This is a genomic window from Marinifaba aquimaris, assembly GCF_013328345.1.
Taxonomy (GTDB): Bacteria; Pseudomonadota; Gammaproteobacteria; order Enterobacterales; family Alteromonadaceae; genus Marinifaba; species Marinifaba aquimaris.
In genome coordinates this window covers 141,147-159,866 of sequence record NZ_JABULX010000003.1, presented here as the reverse complement: position 1 = coordinate 159,866, position 18,720 = coordinate 141,147, and the positions used below count along the sequence as shown (strand labels likewise).

At 41.9% G+C, this 18,720-nt stretch carries 16 protein-coding genes; 7 read left to right on the top strand and 9 right to left on the bottom strand.

The window, feature by feature from the left end; genetic code table 11:
• Positions 1-2: 2 nt before the first annotated feature.
• From ptsN to mgtE, 4 genes are all read left to right on the top strand, one after another.
• Positions 3-449 carry a PTS IIA-like nitrogen regulatory protein PtsN gene (gene ptsN, locus HR060_RS03320; RefSeq protein ID WP_174198853.1) on the top strand — a complete coding sequence of 149 codons (447 nt, stop codon included), beginning with the start codon at positions 3-5 and terminating at the stop codon, positions 447-449.
• Between the two features lie 36 nt (positions 450-485).
• Positions 486-1,358: an RNase adapter RapZ gene (gene rapZ, locus HR060_RS03315; protein ID WP_174198852.1), complete on the top strand. Its 873-nt coding sequence runs from the start codon at positions 486-488 to the stop codon at positions 1,356-1,358.
• Positions 1,355-1,624 carry an HPr family phosphocarrier protein gene (locus tag HR060_RS03310; protein ID WP_174198851.1) on the top strand — a complete coding sequence of 90 codons (270 nt, stop codon included), beginning with the start codon at positions 1,355-1,357 and terminating at the stop codon, positions 1,622-1,624. The genes rapZ and HR060_RS03310 overlap by 4 nt, the downstream gene beginning before the upstream one ends.
• 71 nt (positions 1,625-1,695) lie before the next feature.
• Positions 1,696-3,060 (top strand): magnesium transporter, encoded by a 1,365-nt coding sequence (gene mgtE, locus HR060_RS03305; protein ID WP_174198850.1) that lies wholly within the window; start codon positions 1,696-1,698, stop codon positions 3,058-3,060.
• A 26-nt stretch (positions 3,061-3,086) separates the two neighbouring features.
• On the opposite strand, the gene pmbA is transcribed toward mgtE, so the two are convergent.
• Complete coding sequence (gene pmbA / locus HR060_RS03300) at positions 3,087-4,424, bottom strand: metalloprotease PmbA (protein ID WP_174198849.1); 1,338 nt, start codon at positions 4,422-4,424, stop codon at positions 3,087-3,089.
• An 83-nt stretch (positions 4,425-4,507) separates the two neighbouring features.
• On the opposite strand from pmbA, the gene yjgA reads away from it, so the two are divergent.
• From yjgA to HR060_RS03285, 3 genes are all read left to right on the top strand, one after another.
• Positions 4,508-5,041 carry a ribosome biogenesis factor YjgA gene (gene yjgA / locus HR060_RS03295; RefSeq protein WP_174198848.1) on the top strand — a complete coding sequence of 178 codons (534 nt, stop codon included), beginning with the start codon at positions 4,508-4,510 and terminating at the stop codon, positions 5,039-5,041.
• 123 nt (positions 5,042-5,164) lie between these two features.
• Positions 5,165-7,573, top strand: a complete 2,409-nt coding sequence (locus tag HR060_RS03290) for an Ig-like domain-containing protein (protein ID WP_174198847.1) — start codon at positions 5,165-5,167, stop codon at positions 7,571-7,573.
• A 113-nt stretch (positions 7,574-7,686) separates the two neighbouring features.
• Positions 7,687-8,640 (top strand): alpha/beta hydrolase, encoded by a 954-nt coding sequence (locus HR060_RS03285; RefSeq protein WP_174198846.1) that lies wholly within the window; start codon positions 7,687-7,689, stop codon positions 8,638-8,640.
• A 32-nt stretch (positions 8,641-8,672) separates the two neighbouring features.
• Here the strand turns inward: HR060_RS03285 and HR060_RS03280 are convergent, their stop codons facing one another.
• The 8 genes from HR060_RS03280 to mreC all read right to left on the bottom strand — a co-directional run bounded on the left by HR060_RS03280 (position 8,673) and on the right by mreC (position 18,642).
• Entirely contained in the window at positions 8,673-8,861 is a 189-nt protein-coding gene (locus HR060_RS03280) for a YqaE/Pmp3 family membrane protein (RefSeq protein ID WP_174198845.1), read from the bottom strand.
• 135 nt (positions 8,862-8,996) lie between these two features.
• Entirely contained in the window at positions 8,997-10,436 is a 1,440-nt protein-coding gene (gene tldD, locus HR060_RS03275) for a metalloprotease TldD (protein ID WP_174198844.1), read from the bottom strand.
• The gene (locus HR060_RS03270; protein ID WP_174198843.1) at positions 10,433-11,269 is read right to left on the bottom strand and encodes a carbon-nitrogen hydrolase family protein; all 837 of its coding nucleotides are present in this window, start codon (positions 11,267-11,269) and stop codon (positions 10,433-10,435) included. The genes tldD and HR060_RS03270 overlap by 4 nt, the downstream gene beginning before the upstream one ends.
• Before the next feature lie 2 nt (positions 11,270-11,271).
• Positions 11,272-15,237: a YhdP family protein gene (locus HR060_RS03265; RefSeq protein WP_174198842.1), complete on the bottom strand. Its 3,966-nt coding sequence runs from the start codon at positions 15,235-15,237 to the stop codon at positions 11,272-11,274.
• The gene (gene rng / locus HR060_RS03260; RefSeq protein ID WP_174198841.1) at positions 15,237-16,700 is read right to left on the bottom strand and encodes a ribonuclease G; all 1,464 of its coding nucleotides are present in this window, start codon (positions 16,698-16,700) and stop codon (positions 15,237-15,239) included. The genes HR060_RS03265 and rng overlap by 1 nt, the downstream gene beginning before the upstream one ends.
• Complete coding sequence (locus HR060_RS03255; RefSeq protein WP_174198840.1) at positions 16,697-17,272, bottom strand: Maf family protein; 576 nt, start codon at positions 17,270-17,272, stop codon at positions 16,697-16,699. The genes rng and HR060_RS03255 overlap by 4 nt, the downstream gene beginning before the upstream one ends.
• Before the next feature lies 1 nt (position 17,273).
• Positions 17,274-17,750, bottom strand: a complete 477-nt coding sequence (gene mreD, locus HR060_RS03250; RefSeq protein ID WP_174198839.1) for a rod shape-determining protein MreD — start codon at positions 17,748-17,750, stop codon at positions 17,274-17,276.
• Positions 17,743-18,642 carry a rod shape-determining protein MreC gene (gene mreC, locus HR060_RS03245; protein WP_174198838.1) on the bottom strand — a complete coding sequence of 300 codons (900 nt, stop codon included), beginning with the start codon at positions 18,640-18,642 and terminating at the stop codon, positions 17,743-17,745. Before mreC ends, mreD begins: the two co-directional genes overlap by 8 nt.
• Positions 18,643-18,720 lie beyond the last annotated feature (78 nt).

Genomic DNA, 18,720 nt, shown 5'->3' with positions numbered 1-18,720 from the left:
TTATGGACGTCACATCGTTAATTTTACCGGACTGCGTATTTTGCGCAGTGCCGGTAAGCAGTAAAAAAAAACTGCTTCAGTATGTCAGCCAATTGGCGTCAAAGCATTACCCAGAACTTGAAGAGCAAAGTATCTTAGAGGCTTTGTTAAATAGAGAACGATTAGGCAGTACAGGAATTGGCCAAGGGATCGCATTACCCCACGGTCGACTAAAAGACACCGAGAAAAATGTGTCTTTATTGGTAACAACTGAAAAACCAATAGATTTTGATGCGATAGACAATCAACCGGTACAGGTATTTTGTGTATTGCTAGCACCTGAACACGAGTGTAAAAATCACTTGAGCTCACTTGCTGCTATTGCAGAAAAACTATCGGATAAACAAATTCTTAAAAATATTAAACACGCCCGCGACAACGAAGCTCTGTATCAAGCTTTTGTCGCTTAATTTCGCAGCACAAAAACAATAACAACTAGGTGTAGCATGTTAAAACTGGTTATATTTACTGGTCGGTCTGGTTCAGGTAAAACAGCCGCTCTTCACAACTTAGAAGACTCTGGTTATTACTGTGTGGACAATATTCCACTTGAACTACTGATGTCATTATTGAAAACCTTAGAAGGTCGATATGACAAGATCGCAGTTACCCTAGATATTCGAAATCTTACACTACCATCATCAGATCAAGTAATGAGCTACATAGATGCGTTGCAATCACAAGCTAGCATCAAGATTGTTTACTTGAACTCGAGCAATGAAACACTACTAAAACGCTTTTCTGAATCACGTCGCATTCACCCTCTTTCTCTACGTGAAACAGAATTAAGCTTAGAAGAAGCCATTTTAAAAGAAGAGAAATTACTCGCTGGTTTAAAAGAAGCCGCTGATTTAACAATTGATACAAGCACCTTGAGTATTCATCAACTCAACGACTCAGTGCATCAACAAATTCTGGGCACCAATGCTAAACAGCTACAGCTTGTTTTTACCTCTTTTGGTTTCAAACACGGCTTACCGCAAGACGCAGACTATGTATTCGATGTTAGGTTTTTACCTAACCCACATTGGATAAGTGACCTTAGGCCATTAACAGGCTTAGATCAGCCCGTGCAAGACTATCTAAGCGAGCAACCTGAAGTACATGAGTTTATCTGGCAAGTAAAAGTATTCTTGAACACTTGGTTACCAGCACTAGAAAAAAACAATCGCAGTTATGTCACGATTGCGATTGGCTGTACTGGCGGTCAACATCGCTCTGTTTACATCGCTGAAATGTTAGGCCAAGCATTTAAACAAGACAGAGACAACGTTGCTATATTGCATAGAGAGCAAGGCGGTAAAAAGAAAAACGGATGATCACCAGAACATTAACCATAACTAACAAGCTAGGTCTACACGCCAGAGCAGCTACAAAACTTGCTGAATTGGCTATGCAATTTAAAAGTGAAGTAACCATTCATTGTGACAATAAACAAGCCAAAGCCAACAGTGTCATGGGCTTGTTGATGTTAGCGGGTGCTCAAGGTAAGCAAATAGAAGTAAGTAGTGATGGTGCTGATGCCCAAGCGGCATTAGATGCAATTGCACAACTAATTGAAGCCAAATTTGAAGAAGAGGATTAATTAGTTTTACCTTTTAAGCCAATCCACCGCTACACTTAACTAATAATTACAAGGCTTTACTACAAAATAAGATGCCTGAAGCATTTGAACAAGAACACGCCCACGAACAACTAACCGAAATAAACCGCGCAATTAGCCGCGGCATGTTTGTGCGCGTGCGTAACTTGCTTCATGAAATGCCCACGGCTGATGTTGCCTTTATTTTAGAATCAACACCGGCAAAAGAGCGTAACTTACTCTGGCAGTTGATAGATAATGACTTTCACGGCGAAATTTTAGAAGAACTCTCAGAAGACGTTCGTAACGGTATCATTCAGAAAATGAACCCTGCCATGCTTGCAGAAGCAACAGAAGGCATGGATACCGATGACTTAGCCGAAGTTTTACGTAGTCTACCAAACGATACTTATCAAGAAGTATTAAACTCACTCGATAGCCAAGACAGAGTCCGAGCCGAAAAAGCACTCGCATATGCAGATGGTACCGCAGGTGCCATCATGAATACGGATACTGTCACGTTAAGAGCCGATGTGAGTACCGAAGTCGTCATGCGTTACTTAAGACTCAGAGGACAGCTACCAGAAGCGACTGATGTACTTTATGTTGTAGACGATGATGACAAACTGATCGGCGAATTACCGCTTTCGACACTAGTCGTTACTGCTAACCCTGCAACGTTAGTTGCTGACATCATGGACCAAGATGCAGAAACGATCCGCGACAGTATGGATGAATCTGATGTTGCACAGTTATTTGAGCGACACAATTGGATCTCAGCTCCCGTCGTCGATGAAGATAATCATCTACTTGGCCGTATCACAATCGATGATGTGGTTGATATTATTCGTGAAGACGCTGAACACTCAATGATGAGTATGGCGGGTTTAGATGATGAAGAAGATACCTTTGCGCCTGTACTCAAAAGTACTCAAAGGCGCTCTGTATGGCTTGGTATTAACTTATTAACCGCACTCATGGCTGCGGCCGTATCGAGTATGTTTGAGGATATATTAGGTCAACTAGCCGTACTAGCCGTGCTTAACACTATCGTGCCGAGTATGGGTGGTATTGCAGGTAACCAAACCTTAACTTTGGTTATTCGCGCAATGGCGCTTGGCCATGTAGCCCCAACTAACGTGCGTTGGTTGATCGTAAAAGAGTTTACTATAGGCGTACTAAACGGATTGCTTTGGGCGGTATTACTCGCAACCGTTGTAGCTATCTGGAAGCAAGATTTAATGCTTGGTGGGGTCATTGCCTTTGCCATGTTGATGAACATGTTAGCAGCAGGTATTGCAGGTGTAACGATTCCGCTTATTTTAAAACGTTTAGATATCGACCCAGCCCTTGCTGGTGGGGTCATTTTGACAACAGTTACCGATGTAGTGGGTATCTTTGCTTTCTTAGGTACAGCGACTTGGTTGTTAGCAAGCTAACAACCAAGGTTGCGATTCATAACAGTTTAACTACCTGCAATTTGCATTTCTTCTAGAATCACTGAACCCGTATAAATGCTGCCTCGAGGATCAATATCATCACCTATGGCGACAATATTATTGAGCATGTCTGTTAAATTACCGGCAATGGTTATCTCGGCAACAGGGTATTGTATCTCACCATTTTCTACCCAAAAACCAGCTGCGCCTCGCGAGTAATCACCGTTAACAACATTAACGCCTTGGCCCATCATTTCAGTTACTAGTAGCCCTGTACCCAGCTTTTTAAGCATGGCTTCAAAATCGCCACCAGATTGTTTGCTCTGTAAACGCCAGTTGTGAATACCGCCAGCGTGACCAGTACTTTGCAAGTTTAATTTACGCGCAGAATAACTAGACAGTAACCAGGTTTGTAACACACCCGCTTCAACAATATTGCGCTTTGATGTTGCAACACCTTCATGGTCAAAAGTGCTACTAGCTAAACCTTGCTTAATAAAAGGGTCTTCATGAATTGTTAACCACTCTGGGAAAACTTGTTTGTCCAACTTGTCGAGTAAAAATGAAGAATTGCGATATAAATTACCGCCACTGATACCTGAAATAAAGTGACCAAATAAACTCGAAGCAACATCTGCCTTGAACATAACTGGAACTTTACCCGTTGCGATTTGGCTGGGGTTCAACCTTGCAATTACTTCTTTCGCCGCTTGTTGACCTACAAGCTCAGGTGTATCTAGCAAGTCAAATCGACGCGAAACTGTATAAGCATAATCGCGTTGCATATCTTGCTCATCTTCAGCAATGACAGCACAACTTAAACTGTGACGAGAACTTGGATAGGCGGCTAATACACCATAACTATTTCCGTAAACTCGAAAACCTTGGTGTGATGACAAACTCGCACCATCAGAATTAGTAATGCGTCCATCTTGATCAAATGCAGCTTGCTCACAGCGTTTGGTCAAAGCAATTGCGTCATCTGTAGAAATATCTGATGGGTGGTGTAAATCTAAATCTTGCTGTTGCTGAGCTTTGATCATCAATGCCTTGTCGGCCAAGCCTGAACAATCATCTTCAGAAGTGTACTTGGCAATATTACACGCTGCCTCTACCGTTCTTTTCAATGCTTCAGGTGATAAATCAGAAGTCGAAGCTGAACCTTTTCGTTTGCCATTCCACAATGCAATTCCCAAGGCACCATCGTGGTTAAACTCTACGGTTTCGACTTCCCCCAGACGAGAAGAAATTTGAATTCCCTGTGTTTTTGAGATCGAGACCTCTGCCGAATCGGCACCTAATTTTTTAGCGTAAGCAAGTGTCTCTTGTACCGCCTGCTCAACACGCTTCATTTCTTCTAACATTTAGCTCAACATCTTATCAGTCATAGAGATTACATTTAGTGTATCATATAGGGATTAGAGAAACAGAAGACAGGTTTTTATTTATGGCTAAAGATTGGTATGACATAGAAAACGCGGAAGAAATCATTTATGTCAGTAAATCTGAACTAAAACGGGATATGGATGAGTTAAAAGATCTCGGTGCTGAACTGATTGATATGCCAGCCAAAAAGCGAGCCAAGATCACCCTAGACGATGAAACACTCGAAGCCATTGCACTAGGGATAAAAATTCGTAATAAGCGCGAAGCGTTTCGCCGACACTTACAGTTTGTTGGACGTTTACTGAGAAATAAAGATGTTGAACAAATTCGTAAAGACATGCTGCGTATTCAAGAAAGCCACTTGTTAGCAGCGCAGCACAGTACAAATTTAGAAAAATTAAGGGACGAATTAATCTCAGAAGGTGACTCAGCTATTCAAACCTTGTTGCAGCAACACGAAGATCTCGATCGCAGTCGTTTACGCCAGCTAGTGCGCCAAGCCAACAAAGAAAAAGCGAAAGATCCGGAAAAGCCAAGTAAGTCTGCTCAGCAACTTTTCAGCTACTTAAAAGAGGCCATTCCTTTCGAATTATAAATGGTTAAAGTTCGTAAAGCTTAGACCTATTTTGAAACATTTATTTTGCAGTCAAAATTCACTCTATGCTATAAACTTTAGTTTCTAGCATAGAAAAAACCTAAAATAATCAAGGTAGATAACGTGAATCAAGTTGCAAAATGCTTTGTTTTACTCACAACACTCTTCAGTTTTTTATTAGTCGGCTGTAACGGCTCATCAGATAGCTCCAAAGGCAAAGAATCCGATAACCTTGGCGAACTCAAGTTAACCGTCTCGATGACATCTGAACGCTGTAGTGAAAACTGTCGACAGTTTACGGCAGATGAAATCATCACTGTCAAAGCCAAGCTTACTTTAGGCGGTATTCCACAAGACAACGAGACCATTAATTTTACGACAGACCTAGGTACATTATCTGCGACTAGTAAACTTACCGATGAAGATGGCAATGCTCGAATTAATTTAACGGCTTTTGATAACACCCTCTCATCTGGAGCCGTAACTGCTAATTTTACCCTGTTGGATGTTGATTATGCATTTGAATTTATCGCTGGAGATTCTGGCACCTTACCAGCAGGTAATTTCAACTTTAACTTTGAGAAAAACAACCAAGCAGTAAGCAGATTAGTTGTCGGTGAAGAGGTCTCTCTTGTCGCGTCCTTAAGTGATGCTGAATCGAATCCTATTTCAGGTCAAATTGTCACTTTCAGTGTGCAACAAGGTGAACTGGACACAACGACAAGCCTAACATCTGCATCAGGTATTGCCAGTGTCAGCTTTACACCAACCAGTGAAGATCTAGGCGCTTACCTAGCGCAAGCGTCTGTTACATATAACAACCAAACACTCACTGACTCCAGTCCTTATGACGTCATTTCATCGGAACCCGTTGAAGATATCATTGCCATCGAGCTAGGTTACTACGACAGTAATGACCCTAGTATTTTTTATCCTAATACCATAGGTTTTAATGGTTTCTCAGCAGAGCAAAGTAACGTTGAAATAAATACCGGGGCAAGTTTAGGTATTCAGTTAGGTGTTCAGCAGACAAGATTGCTAGAAAGCGGACAACAAGTAAAAGAAAGGTTAACGGATGCGCTAACCGTAAACTTCAACTCAGTGTGTGTATCTGCAACAGATGCAACTATTGACAGCCCAGTTACTACAATAAATGGCGAAGCATTTGCAACATACCAAGACGTCAGCTGCTCTGGCTCGGCAAGCCAAATTGATACCCTAACGGCATCGGTACAAGTTAACAACCAAACTTACACGGTAAATCGCAGTTTAACTATTTTACCTGATACTCAAGGCTCATTTGTTTTTGTCTCAGCTAACCCTGAACAAATCGCCCTCAAAGGCGCAGGTGGTGTCGGTGTATCTGAAAACTCAACACTCACTTTTCAGTTAGTCAATTCACTTGGTAATCCCCTCGCTCAAGTGCCTGTTAGCTTTTCAACACCATCGAGTGTAGGTGGTTTGAGTATTTCACCAGCTACAGCCCAAACAAACTCTCAAGGTTTTGTCACAACACAAGTGAACGCAGGTTCTGTACCATTAACAACGGTAGTCGAAGCTGTTGCAACCTTAGATGGTGGCGAACAACTTAAAACTCAATCAGGGTTACTCGTTATCAGTACGGGGATGGCGTCACAAGATAATTTCAATATTGCCGCTTCAACATTCAATGTTGAGGCAGCCACTCGAGCAGGGACGACAACAGAACTGACCGTCTATGCCAGTGACTTCAAAGGTAACGTTATCACTTCAGGCACGAGTGTCCTGTTTACTGCCGAAGCGGGCATAATCGATGCTAGTTGTGTAATCGAAGGGGTCGCTTGTACCGTGACTTGGACGAGTTCGGCAATTGAACCAGATGATCACCGCGTTGGTATTTTAGCAACGGCAATTGGTCATGAAGCCTTCACGGATATCAATGGTAATGGCGTTCGAGACGCTGATGAACCTTTTGAAGATTTAGCCGAGGCCTTTTTAGACGAAAACGAAAATGGTAGTTACGATTTAGGCGAAGATTTCGAAGACTTCAATGATGATGGTGTATTTACCCCTGCCGATGGGCTATTCAATGGACCTAACTGTGCTGCCGGCTGTGGTGAAGTAGCACGTATACAACTTCGCACTCAGCAACTTATTATCACATCGGGCTCAAACCCGAAACTAAGACTAACACGCGATGATACATCAGCGGTATTATTATCCAATGAGTCAGGCTCACTCACAACGTCAGCACTGCAAGTATCAGCTAATACCATTACCAATTTGACCCTGACACATGCAGATTTTGCAGATCAAATTTTACCTGCGGGTACCACAATTGAAATTAGTGCTTCGATTGGTTCTGCCCAAGCGAGTATTGAAGTCCCTAACTCAACAGGCGTGAGCAAAGATAATGTTGAATTTGGCAATTACAACTTAGGGCTGTTTTTCGATACTACAGATGTAACAGAGCAAGTTGGTGTACTAACAATTAATGTTAATTTACCAAGCTCTCTCTCTTACACTTACCAAGTAGAAATCAATATTATCTAGTTCAAAGTATTTATGCTCGTAACAGCCATTACTGGCTGTTACGATTTTTTAGTGGCATAAAACGTCCCATTACATACAGTTAATAGATACGCTCTCAAAGGTTTATCTATGATATGTATCCATTCATTTTAACGGCTTTAGCACTTTACCTATTTTGTAACTCTGCGTTAGCACAATCCCTGAATCAGGTTAAGCCTAAGCCAATACCCAATGTCAGTTCAGGGCAAATAAAGCGCTTATCCGATTTTCAATCTAAATGGGTCAGTAATAGGGATATTGATGTATGGCTCCCCAACCACTACTCAAACTCAAACAAGAAGTTTGCAGTGCTTTATATGCATGATGGACAAATGTTGTTCGACAAAAACATCACCTGGAACAATCAAGAATGGGGGGTAGATGAAACAGCCACAAAATTGATGCAATCGGGTGAAACTAGAGATTTTATTGTTATCGGTATCCATAATGCGGGTAAATACAGGCATGACGAGTACTTTCCTGAAAAGCCTTTTTATCAGCTAGACGAATCTATACAAAACCAGCTCTACCAAACATATAGAAAAGACGGCAGAAAGTTATTTGCCGATAAAGTAAAGTCGGATAACTATCTCAAGTTTATCACTATGGAATTAAAGCCTTATATTGACCAACACTTCAATGTTTATAACGATTTAGAAAATACATTTATTATGGGCTCAAGCATGGGAGGCTTGGTTTCTCTTTATGCTATTAGTGAATACCCAAACGTCTTTAAAGCCGCAGCTTGTATGTCGACCCATTGGCCCGGTAACCATCAAAAAGATAACAACCCAATTCCAGATACATTTTTTAATTACATGCAACAAAATTTACCTAGCCCAATAAGTCACAGGCTCTATTTTGATTATGGAACAGAAACGTTAGATGCCATGTATCCAAGGCTACAACTAAAAGCAGATAAAGTGATAAAGGGTAAGGGATATAACCACAAAAATTGGCAAACAAGAGTGTTTATAGGGGCCGCCCATACTGAGCAAGATTGGCAGGCCAGATTAGCCATACCGCTGAAGTTTATATTCGCACAATAAAAAGGCACCTTTTTAGGCGCCTTTCAAATAAATTAACGACGCATCGCTTTTTCAATTTTTTGGTCTGTTTTGTACTGGCTTAGCGCATAAACGGACCAAATTGCAGCAGGTATCCAACCAATTAATGTGATCTGTAAAATTAAACAGATGATGCCTGCAAATGGACGACCTATAGTAAAAAACTGTAACCAAGGAAGTAATAACGCAAGTAATAATCTCATTGTTTATCCTTATAAACTTGTCTTTTGAATTAAGCTTAGCTTTTAGACATATTATGTCAAAAGACATACGTTCAATTCACTAATCTTGTAGCTGAACAACCACTCATTGCACTTTAATTAACACTAAAGCGTTGATTACTGCGTGCCACCTACTACTAACTCATCAACTTTAAGACTAGGCTGCCCAACACCAACAGGAACACTTTGCCCATCTTTACCACATACCCCAACACCTGCATCTAATGCCAGGTCATTGCCGACCATAGACACCTTTGCCATTGCATCTGGACCATTACCTATAAGTGTAGCGCCTTTTACTGGTGTTGTGATTTCACCGTTCTCAATCAAGTATGCTTCAGATGTAGAAAATACAAACTTACCCGATGTGATATCCACTTGCCCGCCACCAAAATTAGGTGCATAAATACCTTTTTCTACCGATGCGATGATATCTTTTGGATCACTCTCACCTGCTAGCATATAAGTGTTAGTCATCCTTGGCATAGGTAAATGAGCATAGCTTTCACGACGACCATTACCCGTCGGTTCTACCTCCATCAATCGCGCATTCATTTTATCTTGCATGTAGTTTTTTAAAGTACCATTTTCGATCAGCACATTGTATTGCCCAGCTACACCTTCATCATCGATATTTAAAGAACCTCGGCGGTTGGCTAACGTGCCATCATCAACAATTGTACATAAGCTGGAAGCCACTTGTTCACCAATACGACCGGAATAAGCAGAAGAGCCTTTTCGATTAAAGTCGCCTTCTAACCCATGACCAACAGCTTCGTGTAGTAACACACCTGGCCAACCTGCTCCAAGCACCACAGGCATGGTTCCAGCAGGCGCATCAATAGCGTGTAAATTAACTAGTGCTTGTCGAACAGCTTCAATTGCATATGTTTTGTAGCGCTCAACGCCATTTACCGGCTCAAAGAAAAACGCATAATCAGTACGACCACCGCCACCAGAGCTGGCACGTTCGCGTTTTCCATCATCTTCGACCAAGACTGAACAATTCATTCTGACCAGTGGTCTTTCGTCGATTGCATAAGTACCGTCACTTGCAGCAACGAGTACTTCTTCGTAGACACCACTAATACTGGCAATAACTTGCTTAACACGTTTATCTTGTGCGCGGGCAACAACTTCAATTTCTTTTAACAAACTAATTTTTTGATCTGGCGTTAAACTGCCTAATGGGTTGATAAGCTTGAAGCTATCGTGAGCTTTAGTTTGCTTAAATGCTTTTACTTGGAAGCTATTATCCGTCGCTGAAATACTTCTTGCTGCTTCTGCCGCGGCTTTTAATGCCGAAAGCGATATCTCATCCGAATAGGCAAAGCCAGACTTCTCACCGTCAACAGCACGTACACCTACACCACGCTCGATGTTGAAACTGCCTTCTTTAACAATACCATCCTCTAGTACCCAAGTTTCATGCTGACTGGCTTGAAAATATAAGTCGCTATAATCCAGCTGCCTTTGGTGCATATACGTCAAAATATCAGCCAATGTGTCTTGCTCTAATTGGCTAGAAGTTAATAAATTTTGCTCTACTTGGCTCATAGTTGTTCAACTACCTTAAATTGTCGATGCGCTAAATTAGGCATCTTTTCTCGCGTTGTTTGCAAGTCTGTAAAATTAATTTGTTGTTGGCATAATCCAACTTTATCTTCTTGATTGCACATCACTTCGCCCCAGCTGTTAATGACCATACTATGACCCCAAGTTTGTCGGCCGTTGGCGTGTTCACCAGTTTGATTCGCGGCAATCACAAACACTTGATTCTCTATAGCTCTGGCTTGCAACAAAGGTTGCCAATGGGCATCACCCGTGACTTTGGTAAAAGCGCTTGGCAAACAAATAACATCTGCGCCCGCTGATTGCATTAAACGAAATAGCTCTGGGAAACGTAAATCATAACACACCGCTACTCCAACTTTGCCAAACGGAGTGTCAAAACAACATATGTGTTGGCCAGCAGTGGTAGTCGCACTTTCAAGATATTGTCCCGTGTTATCCGCTACTTGGACATCAAACAAGTGGATTTTATTATAATGGCAAACCGCTTTTCCATCGGGGCTATAAACAATACAGCAAGCATAAAACTTGCCTGGTTCAGTCGATAAAATAGGAATGGTTCCAGAGACCAACCAAATACTGTGTTGTTTAGCTTGTTGGCTCAAAAATGTCTGAATCGGACCATTTTCAAGCGGCTCTGCAATATTGAGTTGAGCTTTGTCTTTGCCACCAAACATCGCCCAACATTCCGGTAACACCACAATAGTGTGTTCTGCAGGGTTCAACTGACTAAGTAGTTGTTCAACTTGTGCCATATTTTCTGCTACATCAGGAACAGAACTCATTTGCAAAGCAACAGCTGATAAACTTGGTGGCATGCTTATATCTCAGAATCTGGCGGTAAAGGAAGTTGATCAAAAGGCTGCTCAGGAGGAGCGGTATCAAGAGTCGGGACTGATTTCATTGTCGGACTTTCTTCGCCAGATAACTGAACCTCGCGACTTACCCGGCCAGTTTCGTCAATTAAAGGCTCGTAAATAGTACCTGTGATCTTAAATTCTAATTTGGAAATCACTTCTGCCGATTCTAATGTTTTGTCAATGGCCAATGCAGCAACTCCAGCCACCGGGTTGACCATCCAAGCGACAATCAGTGGAATACTGGAAGTCACTTTAGGGGCAAAGCTAATATTGTAATTAATCGCCTGTGTTGTCAGGTTCGTTTGGCCCTGAATATTCATATTGCCAGCTATAGCATTCATCACGGTATCCTGGGTACTGACAACACCGTTATTGACCTGCATTGTGCCTTGCATCGAGTTATAGAAAAGGCCTTTATTAAATACGTCTCTAAAATCCAGTCTTAACTTTCTTACCAGAGAGTCTAAACTCAGAACAGAAAATACACGTGCGCCTTTATCCGATACTTCGCTTAAATGCCCTTCTCCTAGCTTGCCTTTAAGCTCACCATTTAAACTGACTAAATCCAGATTGTATGGAGTACTCTGCCAGCTCAATTCAAAGTTTGATTCAAAGTTACTATCTTTTACAGGAGAGGTAAAATCATAACTTCTCGCCCAAGCACCAATATCATCGCTTTTTACAGTACCGACTGTAGATGTTTTATTTTGTCCGTTTTCCAGTATCCATTCGCCGTTACCTTCAACAACATTCTTTTTGTACTTTAGTCGGAAGTCATTAACTTGTACTTGATTGTTATCTCTCGATACATTTAAGGCAATGGAGCCAAGCGGTAAGGTTTCCCATTCACAGCGCTGACAATCAAAAGTAACGGGAGGTAACTGATCATAAATAGCCTGAGCTACTTCAAGTTCTTGTTCTTTAGTCGATTTCTCAGTTGATGCTGGCTTAGGCGTGACATTAAAGTAATCAGCGTCTACAACTACCCCCTGCCCCATCCAATCTTCGCTGACTTCTAACTGACCTCTGAATTCAGGGCTCGTTAGTTTTAACAACCAGATATCTTCATTTGAACGAATATTAAAATCAGTCGCACCCCATACTAAGGGGCCTAATTCAACCGCTTCTACTTGCCCTCTCACCCGACGAGGCTTACTGAGAATAGGTGGCTTATCTGCATCATCAGGGTTAGTTGGCTGAGCTTTAATATCGGCCACTAAATCGTTAACAAAACTGATGTAGTCATCAACCACCATCTTATCTTGGTGAATAGCAATGTTAAAACCCTGACCTGGTGCACCTAGCTGCTCCTCTCCCAGTACTAAATAAGCACGAGTGAATCGCGACTGCTCATAGGGTATCACCCCATCAAACTTTAAGTTCTTGCCAATATGAGCATGAACACGAGTAACTTTATCATCACCATCAGCGGTTAACACCAAACGCTTGGCTTGACCCACAGGCTTAAAGTAAGGCTCAGGTAAATCTAGCTCTACTTCAGCCAGGTCAAATTCACCGGTAAATTCATAGTTAAAACCGTCTTTTGGAATTGTCATTAACAATTCACCTTGCCAGTCAATTTGACCTTTTGTCCGCCCGGCCATATTGCTAAACAAGTAGTCCTTGATAAGTGGCTGGGCTTGCCAGCTTGAACCTAAGTCCAGTTTTATTTTATAACCGTCCACTGTTTGTTGAGCAGTAACATCAGTTTTAAATGGAGCATGACCCCAAGAAAAAGTAATACCGTCAGCATTGAGCTTGTCCATGTCATAATGCAATCGGCCAGTTACTTGAGTGAAATTAAAGTCTGGTGCTTTAATGTTTATTGGGTTTTGCGCAAAGTCGACATGGCCTTTAACAGATAGCTCATTATCAGAAGCTAACGGCACTAAAAGTTGTAAATTGGCTTGAATATCACCTGAAATACGAATTTCAGATAGCGCAGCACCAACTGAATCGGCCAACATACTCGCCTGCATCACTTCAGTTGCCGCTTGACCTGTCGCTTTAATATCTGCGTAAAGTTTAAGGTCTGCTTCACCAATTAATTCTTCGATACTGGCGTCAAGTTTAACCAGCTCAGCGTCTAGCAGTGTGGCTTGCTCTGAATAGAAAAATAACCCGTCATTAACAAAACTCAGTTTTAATGCAAGATCAGTTGCGACAGGCCAGTCAGGTTGAAACTTAAATACCCCTTCTTCAATGTTGATATCCGCTAAGAAAACACCTTGTTTATCTGTATAGGGATAATGGGTAAACGCCCCCTGCCATAAAGCTTGAGCATGTTTAGCATAACCACCTTTAAGTGCGCCCACGACATAGTCATAAACATCTTGCCCCATTGCTTTTCGCGGTAAGAAAGGCTCAATATTTTCAGCACTGTTTTTACCCACTTCAGCAAACATTTGCATGGCGACTTCGTTAAACTCATTGGGCGCAATGAAAGCTTCAGCAAGTAATTCTGTTTGCGGCAATTGCGCTTCTAGCGCTCTCACTTTAATTGACCAAGCGGGTGTTAATTCACCCACTTGGTTCCAATTAGCAATAACCTGAGTTTTAGCAAACTCAATATCAAACGGTTTGTCGTATAAGCTAGGTAATGATAACTGGCCAGACTTACTTGCTACATTAGCAATGGCAGTTTGGTTGTTAACTGCAACGGTTAAATTCCAATTATCCAGCCCAGGTATATCACCTACAGCTTGCCAACCTATGTTATCGAGTCCAGCAAGTAACTTGAATTGCTTGTGATTGTCTAACTCTGCGCTCAAGTAGCTCAATCGCATATCTTGGTCGACACTTTCAAGCATATCTTGCACGTTTTCGGGTAAATCAACTAAGTTAGCTAACGAAAGCAACGCTTTTAATTCTGTTGGTTTGACTTTAATTGTTGAGCGATCATATTTTTTAACCCAGTCAATATTGAGGTGGCTAAACTCATCACCGGAACCCAAGATCAAATCATTTAACGTGAAACGCCAACCTAACTCATCATAACGCCCGTAAACTTGGCCACCATCAACCGCTAAACTGTGTGATTTTCCTTCACTAAACCACGAAATCTGGTTCGGCTTAGCAATATGCTGATGAAGCTCTTTTGGTTGAATATGGCCAGTAAATGTTTCTGGCATACCATCTTTAATCGTTAACCAAGCTTGAAACGGAACATGACTGTAAATATCAGATACGGCATCATCGGAAAAAGCGGCGAGCAAACCAGCTAAGTTAACCCCCATTGAATTCACATAAAGCTGGCCTGATAAATCAGCCATTTCTGTGCCGTGCAAGTCGAGTATAAACTTAACCGATTCCGCATCTAAAGCGGCAAAAGAGAATGCTCCTACACCTTGGTGCCGGGTACCGCGGTTGTTCCAACTTAACTTCTCAATATTCAGCTTAGTGAGCTTACCGTTTGGTTTGATAAAGTTAAGTCGACTATTGGTGACATCAAATCGCTTAATATGCTTGAGTAACAGTGGTGATAAGCTCTCGGTAATATCATCCGATTGCTCTGCAGGTTGTTCGTCCTGACGTTTGAGTAATGCCGAATTGATATCCAACACCACGCCATCTAAAACAAAGTTATCTGCGACAATTTCTCTTTGATAAAGACTGCGCCAAAAATCAATTTCGATGTTTAAGCTCGCTAGCTCGACATCAATGGCTTCGTCTTCTTTTTGAATAAAATCAACGTCAACCAACTGAAGTGTTGGACCATTACCATGCCAACCTGCCTGAATGTGCCCAAATTGAATATCCAAATCATAATTTGATTCAAGGTAGCCAGAAATAGCTTGGTTGTAACTGGTTAAAGAAGGCAGTAATAAGCGCACGCAAGTTAATAAAACAGCTAACACAACCAAAGCAGATGCGATAAACATCCACATTGATTTTACAACTTTGTTTGTTAACTGCATTACTTGCATTACATCATTACCACGTCAAACTGTTCTTGGCCGTACATCGCTTCTGCTTGTACTTTAATTTGCTTACCAATAAATAATTCTAGCTCACCTAGCGCGTGTGTTTCTTCCGATAGCAAATAATCCGCTACAGACTGAGAAGCATAGACAATAAAGCGGTCAGCTTGATAAGCGCGATTGACACGAACAATCTCACGTAAAATCTCATAGCAGATGGTTTCATTCGTTTTTAACACGCCGCGGCCGTTACAACTTTGACAAGCAGAACACAGAATATGTTCAAGACTTTCGCGTGTTCTTTTGCGGGTCATTTCAACCAAGCCCAATGCCGAAAAGCCATGCACGGTAAATTTGGCATTGTCTCGTCCAAGTGCTGATTCAAGGCTCGATAGCACTCTGTGCTTGTGGTCTTCGTTATGCATATCGATAAAATCAATAATAATGATGCCACCTAAATTGCGCAGCCTTAATTGTCTTGCAATGGCTTGAGACGCTTCAATATTGGTACTGAAAATAGTGTCTTCTAAATTGCGATGACCAACATAGGCACCGGTGTTAATATCAATGGTCGTCATCGCTTCAGTTTGGTCAATAATTAAACTACCACCTGACTTTAACTCCACTTTGCGCTCTAACGCCCTTTGCAATTCAGCTTCCACATCAAATAAATCAAAAATAGGGCGTTCACCCGGGTAATATTCCAATTTATTTTCAACTTCAGGAATAAACTCGCTAGTAAACTCAGTTAATTGGCTAAAGGTAAGTTTAGAATCGACGCGAATACGGTCTATTTCCATACCGACAAAATCACGTAGGACACGAGACTCCATCGTTAAGTCTTGATATAAGCAGCTATAACGAATACCGCGATTTTTACGCTCGATAATTTTTTTCCACAAACGACGTAAAAATGCGGCGTCTTGGCGAATTTCTTTTTCACCCGCCCCTTCAGCAGCCGTTCTTACGATAAAACTACCATCATCGTCAGATAAGTCAGTGACAATATTTTTAAGGCGTTCTCTTTCCGCGTCTGAATCCAAGCGCTGCGATACACCAACGTGCTGGGCTGATGGCATAAACACCAAATAGCGAGAAGGAACAGAAATATCCGTCGTTAAACGCGCACCTTTAGTACCAAGAGGGTCTTTCACCACTTGTACCATAATGCTTTTGCCTTCTTGAACTAATTGCTGAATATCTGGCACCAATTTGACACCATTATTGTCAAATTTAGGGTTATCAATAGCAATGTCTGATGCGTGCAGAAATGCGGCTTTTTCAAAGCCAATATCAACAAACGCAGCCTGCATACCTGGTAGTACACGACTTACTTTGCCTAAGTAAATATTACCAACTAAACCCTTTTTCGCTTGGCGTTCAATATGCACTTCTTGCAAGCTGCCACTTTCAACGAGTGCAATACGTGTTTCACTTGGGGTGACATTAATTAGCAGCTCTGCGCTCACGACTTATCCTTGTTTTCATTAATTTGTTTCAATAACTGATCGGTATGATAAAGCGGTAAGCCAACAACAGCAGAATAATTGCCTTCAATTGAGGTAACAAATTTGCCCCCAATACCTTGAATACCATAAGAGCCCGCTTTATCTTGTGGCTCGCCACTTTGCCAATAAGCTTGAATGTCATTTTCGGTTAATTGGCAAAATGACACTTTCGTTTCGACTAACTCAGTCCAAACTCGTTCAGCTTTAACGATAGCAATCGCGGTAAATACACTGTGAGTTGCGTTTGATAACTGACTTAACATGCGAGTTGCATCGGCTAAGTCTATCGGCTTACCAAAAGCTTCACCTGATGGGCTAACAACCACAGTATCAGATCCCAACACGGCAAGCTGGGTTTGTGTTTTAGCCTGTACAGCTTTGGCCTTTTCAACCGCTAATCGAACCACTAAATCAGTTGGCGATTCACCCGCTAATTCAGTTTCATCAATGTCAGCACTGAGTACCTCGAACTCAACACCTAGCTGGGTCAATAACTCTCGGCGACGGGGAGATTGAGAAGCAAGTATGATCATATTAAGTAATCTTGAATGTGCGTCTGAGCTTTCTCAACAGTGCAAATGCCCAAGGCCACACTAACATGCTAGTTAATGCTGACCACATAAGCTCAGGTTGGAAAAAGGCATCAGTTAAAAAGTGCGCTACCCAATAATCAGTTAAGTGGTAGAACAAAGATAACATGCCAACAATAATGGCTTGCTGCCAGACGGAGAAGTTTCGAATTCGTAAAAAGTTGGCACTCGCGATATAGGCGATCAGTGCCAAAATTAATGCGTGAGAACCTAAGGTATAACCCATGAGTAAATCGACAAACAAACCGCATACCCAAGCCACACCAACATTGACGCGATTTGGTAATGCAATACACCAATAAATCAAAGCTACCAGTACCCAATCTGGGCGGTAAATAGCAATCGATGGTGGCATAGGTGATATCGTTAGAATCAGGGCAAATATTAACGTCAGATAGATAATAGCGGTCCGTTTAGTCATTGCTCTCTCCTGCTACATCACTGGCTTTATCTATCAATTCTTCCAGTACATCAAACTTGGGCTTGTGCTCCAAATGCGGTGGCCAAAGCAATAGTAAATAGCGGATACGATCAAGTTTAGCGATCGGCTCAACCCTGATTTGCGAGAAAGGTAAACTCTTGTTACGCGTGATACGCGTAACTTTCGCAACCGGATAACCTTCAGGGAACACTCCCGCCAAGCCAGAACTCACTAACTCATCGCCTTCGACGATATCAGTGCTGTGCGGCACGTGTTGTAAATCCATGCGATCGAGCAAGCCTGAACCGGCTGCAGTCACTCTTACCGAGTTACGCGCAATACGAAGAGGAATGGCATGAGTAATATCAGAAATGAGTAATACTCGACTGGTAGTTGACCCCACATTGACAACTTGGCCAACAATACCTGAGGCATCGAGTACAGGCTGGCCTTCAAACACACCGTGTAACAAGCCGCGATTAATTAAAACTTGATGCGAGTTCGGATTGGTTTCTACCGACATAACCTCGGCGACCATTTTATCGGCTTCACCACGGACAGGAGACTTCAATAGTGCTCTTAACCGTTGATTCTCGCGTTCAACAAAGTCCATGCGCTGTAATTTCTCATTTAACAGCAGCACATCTTGTTTTAGCGCCTGATTATCATTGATTAATGATTGGCGAAACGCCAGTGACTCAGCACTCCAATCGAGTAAAGCTTTAGGTAAGTTAGCCGCATATTGCAGTGGACTAACCATAGAATTAAGAACCACTCGAACCTTCTGGAAACCATCCATTTTATGGTCAACAAAGATCAATACCACAGACAAAACGGTGGCAATAATTAATCTTGCTTGCAAAGATGGTCCACGACCAAACAAAGGTGTCATGCGCGTATTTTAGTTGTTTTATAAGTACGACAAAGCCGGGAGACCCCGGCTTAATAAAAATATCTTTTAACTACTCTG